Genomic DNA, 2563 nt, shown 5'->3' with positions numbered 1-2563 from the left:
GCCGCATCATTTCTTTACGGAGCTGGAGCGCGCGGGATCGCTGGCGCTGCTGGTTGACAAGATGAAGCGAATGCCGTGGCGCACACCAACAACAACACGTGAGCTGGCGCGCCTCGTGTGGCAAAAGGAGAGGGGCGAGAGCCCATGGCCTGCAATGAAGCGATCAAGCATTGCGGTCGCGCAACCAAGCTGCCCGGTCGACCACCCGGACCGTGCCCTTCAGTGCCAGCTCACCTTGGAACCGGCCCTCCATCAATTGGTTGAGCGCGCAGCGGAATCCGGCTGGACCGGGGACGAGATAGCCCACGCGCTCCTCGAGCTCGCCCGCGCGCGCCTCAAAGAGGCAGCTACCGAGCGGGGCAAGCTGCCAACTCTGAACAGCAACCGTGACGTCGTAAAGTTGCCGAAGAGCATGCCTCATACCGCCGGCCGGCAACGGAACGGCTAAAGGGAGGGCAACGGTACTCATCTAGAAGCCAGGGTGCGCTGCTTTGCCCCGGCCGGACGAATCCCATTTTTTTCAGACATCCATAATCATTGCATATATGGGCGCTACCAAGGGATCCGAATTGGGAACGAAAACAAATCGGGCGAGGCTTGATCATGACGACCCCTAGCCGAGGGAAATCGCCCGCGCAGCTTTTCCGCCATCTGTCGGCAAAGTGGCCTGCGGCATTCAATCCGAAAGCGCCCAGGCCGCTTAAGATCGGCATCCATCATGACATTCGCGTGCTGGACGGCAAACTGTCAGAGGATGAATTGAGGAGAGCCCTGCGCGCCTATACCACGATGCCCAGATACTTGGCGAGGCTGGATGCCGGCGCTGTGCGGGTCGATCTTGATGGCGAGCCGGCCGGCGTCGTCTCGGATGCGGACGCGGCGACCGCCAAGGCTTTGCTGTGCGTCCGCAAGAACAAGCAAGGTTCCAAGAAAACGCCGGAGCCAAGGGCAGAGCCTGATGCCCCGCCCTCGAAACCGAAGCAAACGGCCGTGCTCAAGGCGAAGAATACGGCCGACCGCCCGACCGGAATAGTTGTTGAGACGAAGCGTCGCCGGTCTTTCCGAAAGCCGATGGCTTGAGCGCCGCTGAGCGATGGGTCTGCACCGACCGGTGCGTGTTTCGGTAAGTCCCGGACGCCGATTTCACTAAGTCCCGGGCAGCTGTGGAGTGCACCCCTAGACTGAGACACAGAAAACCGCGGCCTTCTACCAATAACCGCCTGCGATCGGATCGGCATTCCCAGGGGAATTTGACCCGAGAATGAAATCAAACACGGCTTGAGGCTGACCGGGCGGCGGCGTCTGCAAGGCTGCCGGGATCCTTGCCGCGGCTTCGGCGTGTTCGGCGAGCACAGCGGGTGACATTCCGAGTGCACGCTCGATAGTGCGATCCGGGGCGTTCATCAGCCGACGAAGGAGCGCCGCGGCGCGTCCGGCATGACGGACCGCCGCCGCCTGCTTGCCCTCGCGGATCTTTACGCCGGCTGCCGACAACAGGATCAATCCCTTGAACAGCGTCCGAAGCGGAGCGCCTCGATCTGCAACCTGCCAAAGACCTTCCCAAACCTCATGGGCTTCCCAGTAATAGCCATGATTGAAGAGGTCGATGCCCCAGACGAACATGTCCGAGTCAAGCGACGCCTCTTCAGCTACCGGAATTGCTTCGCTATGGTAGCTGTGTCCTGCAGGATGTCGCACGGGGTGCGGCTGCCTGCCTGGAAGATACGCGTAGGAAGGAAAGCTCTTTTCCGGTAGCCAGCGCGGGCGCGACTTCGAACCAATCGTCATCAAGAGGTATTTTGTCACTTGGCAATTACTGGGGATAGAGGCGATTTGGCCGCGACGAGCGGTCCCGCAGGCCGGTCGCCCGTCGTCCGATACCACGCAACCCACTTGCTCTCCAGGCAGACTCATCCTGAGGCCTGCGCGTCTGTCGCCCCACACCGCTTGAAGAGATGCTCTCGACCGAGCGGCGTCAAACCACCAGCCTTTGTGATCATAGCGCCGACGCACAGTCCGGGCGGACCGCGGCAACTTCGAGAGCGGCGAGATCCGCTAACGCTCACATTTTTCCGCTATTCCGGCGATGCATTCCTCGATGCGCTCCAGACGGAATTTCGCAACACGAAGTTCATTGCCGGCTTCGAAACGTCGATGGCGTCCCTGAGATGTGGTCGCCATGAGGTCGCGCTCCAGTTCGGCAATGCGTGCACGCACCTGCCGCGCCTCGTCCTGACGCAACGCCTTGATCCACCCACGCCCGCGCATCAGTTTTCCTGCCAGCACCCCGAAAGTCGTGCCGAGTTATGCCACCGAGACCCTAATTTGCGGCAAGCCGAAACACTCGAAATTTAACTTCCGCTGATGCGAGGAAGACGAAATAGCCCGGCAAGATAGTCAAGGAAGCGGACACGATTATCCGAGGCGGCTATCGTCTCGCCAATAAGGCTGAGCCCGAACCGGAAACCGACCGGATACATGTGCCAGGAGCGCGTCACGACGCGAAACATCGGCCGGGAGATGCGGGCGAGAAATCCCGTGTCGGATCGAATCCCTCCAAGAT

Annotated in this window: 3 protein-coding genes and 2 pseudogenes; 2 read left to right on the top strand and 3 right to left on the bottom strand. The window is 60.8% G+C overall.

The window, feature by feature from the left end; translation table 11 throughout:
- Nucleotides 1–448: pseudogene (locus EN749_RS33980) on the top strand (hypothetical protein); the annotation flags it as partial.
- 155 nt (nt 449–603) lie between these two features.
- Entirely contained in the window at nt 604–1080 is a 477-nt protein-coding gene (locus EN749_RS33975) for a ProQ/FinO family protein (protein ID WP_128364817.1), read from the top strand.
- Between the two features lie 126 nt (nt 1081–1206).
- On the opposite strand, the gene EN749_RS33970 is transcribed toward EN749_RS33975, so the two are convergent.
- The 3 genes and pseudogenes from EN749_RS33970 to EN749_RS39185 all read right to left on the bottom strand — a co-directional run.
- A complete protein-coding gene (locus tag EN749_RS33970) occupies nt 1207–1788 on the bottom strand; it encodes a DUF309 domain-containing protein (protein WP_128364816.1) in 582 nt (193 codons plus the stop codon).
- Nucleotides 1789–2055: 267 nt separating this feature from the next.
- Nucleotides 2056–2286 carry a hypothetical protein gene (locus tag EN749_RS33965; protein WP_128364815.1) on the bottom strand — a complete coding sequence of 77 codons (231 nt, stop codon included), beginning with the start codon at nt 2284–2286 and terminating at the stop codon, nt 2056–2058.
- 65 nt (nt 2287–2351) lie between these two features.
- Nucleotides 2352–2563 (bottom strand): annotated as a pseudogene (locus tag EN749_RS39185) (hypothetical protein); the annotation flags it as partial.

Source organism: Mesorhizobium sp. M7A.F.Ca.ET.027.02.1.1 (assembly GCF_004022985.1).
Lineage (GTDB): Bacteria > Pseudomonadota > Alphaproteobacteria > Rhizobiales > Rhizobiaceae > Mesorhizobium.
The sequence above is the reverse complement of the archived record's forward strand: the minus strand, read 5'-3'. Positions and strand labels throughout refer to the sequence as shown.

Coding starts and splice junctions, on each gene's coding strand:
- EN749_RS33975 (WP_128364817.1), top strand. CDS start 604: ATGACGACCCCTAGCCGAGGGAAATCGCCCGCGCAGCTTTTCCGCCAT.
- EN749_RS33970 (WP_128364816.1), bottom strand. CDS start 1,788: ATGACGATTGGTTCGAAGTCGCGCCCGCGCTGGCTACCGGAAAAGAGC.